Annotated in this window: 4 protein-coding genes; 2 read left to right on the top strand and 2 right to left on the bottom strand. The window is 69.9% G+C overall.

Annotation, left to right across the window (positions count from 1 at the left end; all coding sequences use genetic code 11):
- Window positions 1–259: 259 nt before the first annotated feature.
- Window positions 260–2,869: a PE family protein gene (locus ACZY1I_RS12170; protein WP_463754651.1), complete on the bottom strand. Its 2,610-nt coding sequence runs from the start codon at window positions 2,867–2,869 to the stop codon at window positions 260–262.
- A gap of 266 nt (window positions 2,870–3,135) precedes the next feature.
- Here ACZY1I_RS12170 and ACZY1I_RS12165 point away from each other — a divergent pair, with 266 nt between their 5' ends.
- Together ACZY1I_RS12165 and ACZY1I_RS12160 are read left to right on the top strand one after the other, a co-directional pair.
- Window positions 3,136–4,311, top strand: a complete 1,176-nt coding sequence (locus tag ACZY1I_RS12165) for a CoA transferase (RefSeq protein WP_463754650.1) — start codon at window positions 3,136–3,138, stop codon at window positions 4,309–4,311.
- Window positions 4,305–5,606, top strand: coding sequence for an amidohydrolase family protein (locus ACZY1I_RS12160; RefSeq protein ID WP_463754649.1), 1,302 nt, complete (start codon window positions 4,305–4,307; stop codon window positions 5,604–5,606). The genes ACZY1I_RS12165 and ACZY1I_RS12160 overlap by 7 nt, the downstream gene beginning before the upstream one ends.
- Before the next feature lies 1 nt (window position 5,607).
- On the opposite strand, the gene ACZY1I_RS12155 is transcribed toward ACZY1I_RS12160, so the two are convergent.
- Entirely contained in the window at window positions 5,608–6,516 is a 909-nt protein-coding gene (locus tag ACZY1I_RS12155) for an alpha/beta hydrolase (protein ID WP_463754648.1), read from the bottom strand.
- Between the last annotated feature and the right edge of the window lie 194 nt (window positions 6,517–6,710).

Genomic DNA, 6,710 nt, shown 5'->3' with positions numbered 1-6,710 from the left:
ACGAAGATAACTCGAAACCGGCAAAAACAAACTATCTTTCTGTCGGAAACCTGGTATTTCATCCAAAAAGTTTCTGAAACGGGCCGCACGCCACATCCGAGTCCGCGAAATGTGGCACAGGCCACAGCGCAGCACTGGTTACGCGCTTATCCATGACCATCGGTACCGTGTCGCGAACAGCAATCGGGCCCGCCCTGCGAAAGGGCGGGCCCGCCACCGAAGTCAACGGCTTTCGGGACGGCCGATGGACGGCCCAGCGTCAGCCGAACAGGCCCTTGCGTCCGCCGTTACCCGTCGTTCCGGTGGTTCCGACTGACACTCCCGTGCCGCCGGAGCCGCCGACTCCGCCGACGCCGCCGCTACCGATGAACGTGGCGTTGCCGCCAGTGCCGCCGCCGCCGCCAGGTCCGCCCTGGCCGACTGGGTTGTTGTCCGCACCGCCGGCCCCGCCGGTGCCGCCGCCGCCGCCGTTGCCGTAGATGAAGCCACTGTTGCCGCCAGCACCGCCCTGGCCGCCCGCCGCGCCTATCGCCGAGAAACTCGCGCCACCGCCGCCGCCGATGCCGCCGGAACCGCCGTTGCCGAACAAGGTCGTCGAGGCGCCTTGTCCGCCGTTCCCGCCTACGCCGGCGAGAGCGACCCCGGTGCCACCCGCGCCACCGTTCCCGCCGCCCGCGCCGTTACCGGCGAGGAGACCACTTGCGCCGGCATTGCCGCCCTGACCGCCGTTACCGCCGGCCAACACGGCGGTGCCGTCACCGCCGTTGCCACCCGCGCCGCCGAACCCGCCGGTGCCGAACAGCCACCCGCCGCGACCGCCGGTTCCGCCCGCTCCGCCGTTGCCGGTGCCGCCCAAGACCAAGCCGGTGCCCCCGGCCCCGCCGGAGCCGCCGAAGCCGAAGAGGATGCCGCCTTCTCCGCCGCTGCCGCCGTTGAAGCCGTTCCCGTTGGCGACGCTCAACACGCCGCCGCTGCCGGCACCCCCCTGGCCACCATCGCCGAACAACCAGGCCCTGCCGCCGTTGCCGCCGTTAGTGCCCAACTCGACGCTGCCGTTGCCGCCGTTGCCACCGTTTCCGAACAGCAGGCCACCGTTGGCGCCGTGCTGAATGGTTCCGCCGTCGCCGCCGAAGCCGATTAGCAGTCCGGCGCGTCCGGCAGTGCCGCCGATCACGCCATTGCCGCCGTTACCACCGTTACCCAATATGAAGGCATTGCCGCCGCCGCCGCCGATGCCGTCAGTGCCTGCCGCGCTGAAGCCAGCGGCACCCCCGTGGCCACCGTTGCCGAGCAGGATGCCACCGTTGCCGCCTAGGCCGCCGTTGCCGCTGAAGCCACCGAGGGCGTTGTTGGAAGCGCCGCCGGCGCCACCGTTACCGCCTCGACCGAACAGGCCGGCGTTGCCGGCGGTGCCGCCGTTGCCGGGTGCGCCGTTCAGGAGATTTGTGCTGCCACCATTGCCGCCGGAGCCGCCGGTACCGAGCAGGACGCCCGCCTGAGCGCCCGTACCACCTGCACCGCCGACACCGTTGACGCTGCTGCCACCGGCGCCGCCGGAGCCGCCCTCGCCGACGAGCCAGGAAATGCCGCCGGCTCCACCGGCTCCGCCAGACCCGACTGCCGCGGTGGTAGAGCCGCCGGCTCCGCCATGTCCGCCGCTGCCGAGCAGGAGCCCGCCAGCCGCGCCCGATCCGCCTGCTCCGCCGTAGCCGCCCTGACTGAAGCCGCCGGCCGCACCATTTCCGCCGTAGCCGAGCACGAACGCGGCGCCGCCGCCGCCACCCGCACCCGCGTCGGAGCCCACGCTGTTACCGCCCGCTCCACCGTTTCCGCCGAGTCCGGCCAGGTACGCGTTGCCACCGAGGCCGCCCGCTCCACCGACGCCAGTGCCGCCGGAATTACCGCCGGCGCCGCCGGACCCGGCGATGCCGAGGATGGTGTTCCCGCCGTCACCGCCCGCGCCCGCACCGCCGATGCCCGCTGTGTTGCCGCCGGCGCCGCCAGCCCCGGCGTTGCCGAGCAGCCACGAGTTGGCGCCCGTGCCACCAGCGCCACCGCTTCCGGTAAGGCCCGCGTTGCCGCCCGCGCCGCCCGCGCCGCCGTCGCCGTACAAGATCCCACCGGTATTACCCGCGCCGCCGTCGCCGCCGTTGGCGGTGGTGCTCGAACCACCGAGGCCGCCGTTACCGCCGCTGCCGAACAGATAGGCCTGGCCGCCTGCGCCGCCGAATCCGCCGGATCCGAGCCCGCCGGTGTTGGCACCGCCGGCACCGCCGGGGCCGCCGTTGCCCCACAGGAAACCGCCGTTGCCGCCGCGTCCGCCCGCGCCGCCGGCGATAAGAGCCGAGGCGCCGCCGGCGCCGCCCGCGCCGCCGCTGCCGATCAGGCCGGCCGAGCCGCCAGCGCCACCTGCTTGTCCGGCCGCACCCGTGCCGCCGCGTCCGCCGTTGCCGTATAGGTAGCCGCCGTCACCGCCATTCGAGCCGGTCCCGTCGACCCCGTTGGCGCCGTCACCGATCAGCGCGCGCCCGAAGAGCGTCTCGGTCGGTGTGTTGATCAGATTGATCAGCGGTTGCAGCGGGCCCGCGTTGGCCGTTTCCGCAGTGGCGTAGGCACCGCCGCCCAGCGATAGGGTCTGCAGGAACTGATCATGGAACGCCGCCGCTTGCGCACTGACGGCCTGGTAGGTCTGGCCGTGCGCGCCGAAGACGGCCGCGATTGCGGCAGACACCTCGTCTTCGGCCGCGGCCAGCAGACTCGTAGTCGAGGCTGCCGCGCTGGCATTGGCCGATTCGAGCGTTGAGCCGAGACCGGCCAAGTGTGAAGCGGCTGCATAGAGCACATCAGGTGCTGCGATCACGTACGACATCGGGAACCCGTCCATCCCTCGGACACGACCCAAGCGTCGAGAAGATGCCCCCGGTCATGTTCACTGGCTAAGCCGATACGAAGATAACTCGAAACCGGCAAAAACATACTATCTTTCCGCCAAAATACTGTGAACCGTTCTAATGGTCTCCTCCAGTCCCCCCTTGCCGCACCTCGGTCGGTCATAGTGGGCCTGCTCGAAGCAAGGTCGGACAACCTCGCCGCACCCGGTAACCGACGGCCGTCAGCGGCGCGCACCATGGTGGGGTGAGTTCCGGGTTAGGAAGCCAGTGGGCTGATAGCGGGCTCGCTTTCCTCACCGGCCTGTCCGACGGCCCGCCCGACTTCTCCCGATCGAACGTGCTCCAGCGTGCCCAGCGGATCGCCCCGGATGCGGCGGCCCTGCTGACCGGACGAGCCGCGCTGCTCGGCCTGGCACGGGGCGGCCGCGTGTCGAACGGGGGTTCCACTCGTTTGTTCGAGGCCCGCGACGGCTGGTGCGCAGTCACGTTGTCGCGTCAGGACGACATCGCCGCAGTACCGGCGCTGCTGCGCATCGACGACATCAACGAAGCGGGCGAAGATCCGTGGCCGCTGCTGCAGCGCTGGGCGGCCACCCGTCCGCTGGCCGAGATCATCGAGCGTGCCGAACTGCTCGACATCCCCGCCGCAGCTCTGAGTGAGGCCGCCGCCGCGCCGCCGCGGATCCGGCAGACGTCGCCGCGCGTACCCGGACGCGGTCCGGCCGGACTGATCGTGGCCGACCTGTCGTCGATGTGGGCGGGCCCGCTGTGCGGCAAGCTGCTCGCCAGGACCGGCGCCACCGTCATCAAAGTGGAGAGCCCCGGCCGCCCCGACGGCACCCGGGCCGGGCACCGGACCTTCTTCGACTGGATCAATGCCGACAAGCTCTCCTACTGTCTGGACTTCGACGGGCAGGCGGACCAATTGCGCGACCTGCTGTCGGTGGCCGACATCGTGATCGAAGGGTCGCGACCCGAAGCGCTGGCACGCAGACACCTCGGGCCTGACGACATCGCGCCACCCGCTGGGCGCATCTGGCTGCGGATCACCGGGTACGGCACACAATCCCGCCGGCCGGCGTTCGGCGACGACGCCGCCGTTGCGGGCGGTCTGGTGGGCGGTTCATTAGGGACGGGCGGTCCGGTGTTTTGCGGCGACGCCATCGCCGACCCGTTGACCGGCCTGGAGGCCGCCCGCGCTGTCGTCGAATCGCTGGACCGCGGCGGCGGCGAACTGATCGAGGTTTCCATGGCGGCGGTCTCCGCGACCTATGCGGCGCTGCCGACTCATCCCCCGGACGCGAAGTTCCTGGCCCGACCGCCGTCAGCTCCCGCGGTCGATAAGGCCGCCGTGGCGCTGGGGGCCGATAACGCCGTCGTGCAACAGATGGTCGCCGAACGAAGACTCCTGACGTGCTGATTCAGCGAGCCACCCTGCTGGATGGGACGAGTGCCGATATCCGCGTCGGGGTGCGGGTCGAAGAAGTGGGTGCCCGCCTGACGCCGCGACACGGAGAGGGCGTGCTCGACGCCGGCGGCGGAACCGTTTTGCCCGGTCTGCACGATCACCACGTGCACCTGCGCTCGGCGGCGTCGGCACTGGATTCGCTCTCCGTCGGACCTCCCGCGGTCTGCAACCGGCAGCAGCTCGCGCATGCCCTGTCGAACGCGGCACCGGGCGCCGACGGCTGGATCCGGGCTATCGGATACCACGAGTCAGTGGCCGGAGACCTGGACCGCAGGGCCTTGGACGCTGTGTTGGCGCATGTGCCGGTACGCGTCCAGCACCGCAGCGGCGCGTTGTGGGTGCTCAATTCGGCCGCGTTGGGACGCGTCGGCCTGGCCGGTCATCCCGACGGCCGGCTGCGCAGCGCCGACCCTTGGTCGGAAGCTTTGCAGCAACGCGAAACCGATCTGGCCGAACTGAGCCGGCGCATCACTTCGACCGGCGTCACCGGCGTTACCGATGCCACGCCGGATGTGGACGCCGGGCACCTGATTTCGCTGATGATGGCGCACCGCAGCGGCGAATTCCGGCCGGGAGTGCGGTTGCTGTCACCGGGTAAGAAGATCCTGCACGACGATCGTCTGGACCTGGATGCGCTGACGGCCTGGATAGCTGACCGGCACAGCGTCGGGCAACCGGTAGCCGTGCACTGCGTGACCGCCGCCCAATTGGTGGTGACCATTGCAGCCTTGCGGGTGGCGGGCAGTCATCCGCTCGACCGCATCGAACACGCCGCCGTGGTGCCTGAAGACAACTTGGTGGATCTGGCCGACCTGGCCCTCACGGTGGTCACACAGCCCAACTTCGTGGCCGAACGCGGCGACCAGTACCTCGCGGAGGTGCCCGCCTACGAGCACGATCAGCTCTGGCGGGTCGCGTCGCTGTTGGATGCGAAGGTTGCGGTGGCGTTGTCGACGGACATGCCGTTCGGCCACGGCGACCCGTGGGCGGCGATGCGGGCCGCGGTGACGCGCACCACCCGATCCGGCGCGGTCCTCAATGCGGCCGAATGTGTCTCGCCGCGGACGGCGCTGACGATGTTTCTCGGCTGGCCGGATCGGCCGGACCGACCCCGCACGGTCGAGATAGGCGAGCCGGGGAATCTGTGCGTGCTCTCCGAACCGCCGCAGGTCGCACTGGCCGAGCTGGATGCCGGACTCGTGGCCGCGACGATTATCGGCGGCGACCTCGTCTACTTCGCGATGTGATTCACCCGGCTGGCGCCAGCGCGGCACTCAGGACTTCACACTGCTTGTCGAAGAATTGCCGTGACACCGGAAGTTTTGCTGCCACCAGGTCGAATCCGTGGAACGCGCCCGGCACCAGGTCGACCTGGCACGGCACTCCGGCGTCGCGTAGTCGTTCGGCGTACGCCAGGTCCTCGTCGTGGAACAGGTCGTGAGTGCCCACTCCTATCCAGGCGGGCGGCAGACCGGCGAGATCCTCGCGCCTGGCCGGGACGGCCACCGCGGGATCCGCATCGCCGAGATAGGCCGCCCAGCCGAAGCGGTTGGACTTCTGGTTCCAGAGCCGAAAGTTGTCGCTGACCGGGCTTGCAGATGCAGAGCTGCGGTCATCGACCATCGGGTACACCAACAGTTGGAATAGTGGTGCGACTTCACCGCGATCTCGCGCCAACAGGGCCAACCCGGCGGCCAACCCGCCCCCGGCGCTGGCGCCGCCGATGATCACCCGCGCCTGATCTACCGTGCTCAGCCCGGCCAGCCACACCAAGGCCGCGTGACAGTCTTCCAGCGGAGCCGGATACGGGTGCTCGGGCGCCAGCCGGTACTCGACCGACGCGACGGTGATCCCCAGCCGTCGGCTGTAGCGCAGGCACAGGTCGTCGTCCTGTTCCGCGCTGCCCAGCACATAGCCGCCGCCGTGAATCCACAGCAGGGCCGGACCCGGCTCGGCGACGCCGGCAGGTCGGTACAGGCGAACACCGACACCGGATCCCAGGGTGAGTACTTCGACGTCGTCGGATCCGCCACCGGGCCGCAAATTCATCAGCACCCGCATGATCCGCAGACTTCGGGGACCCACCAATCGTCGCGGCGCGAAGCGCGCGATGCGGCGTAGGTCTGGATGGACGGGATCGTTCAGTGGTGCCGACACGAACTCAGTATCCAACCTGCGCCATCTCGGCCCGCTTCGGCACCGAATCATTGGTGTGGACTTTTCGCGATCGCTGAGCGGAACCATTGACATCTATGGGTTGGCCTCTCAGCGAACGGGGTATCGATGGAGAAGCTGGCAGACGTGGCCGGCGGTCACCGAGTGTTCACGCGACGTGGTCAAGCGGGATGCGA

It is taken from the genome of Mycobacterium sp. IDUB_37 (assembly GCF_055419245.1).
This window is presented reverse-complemented; position numbering and strand designations above follow the sequence as displayed.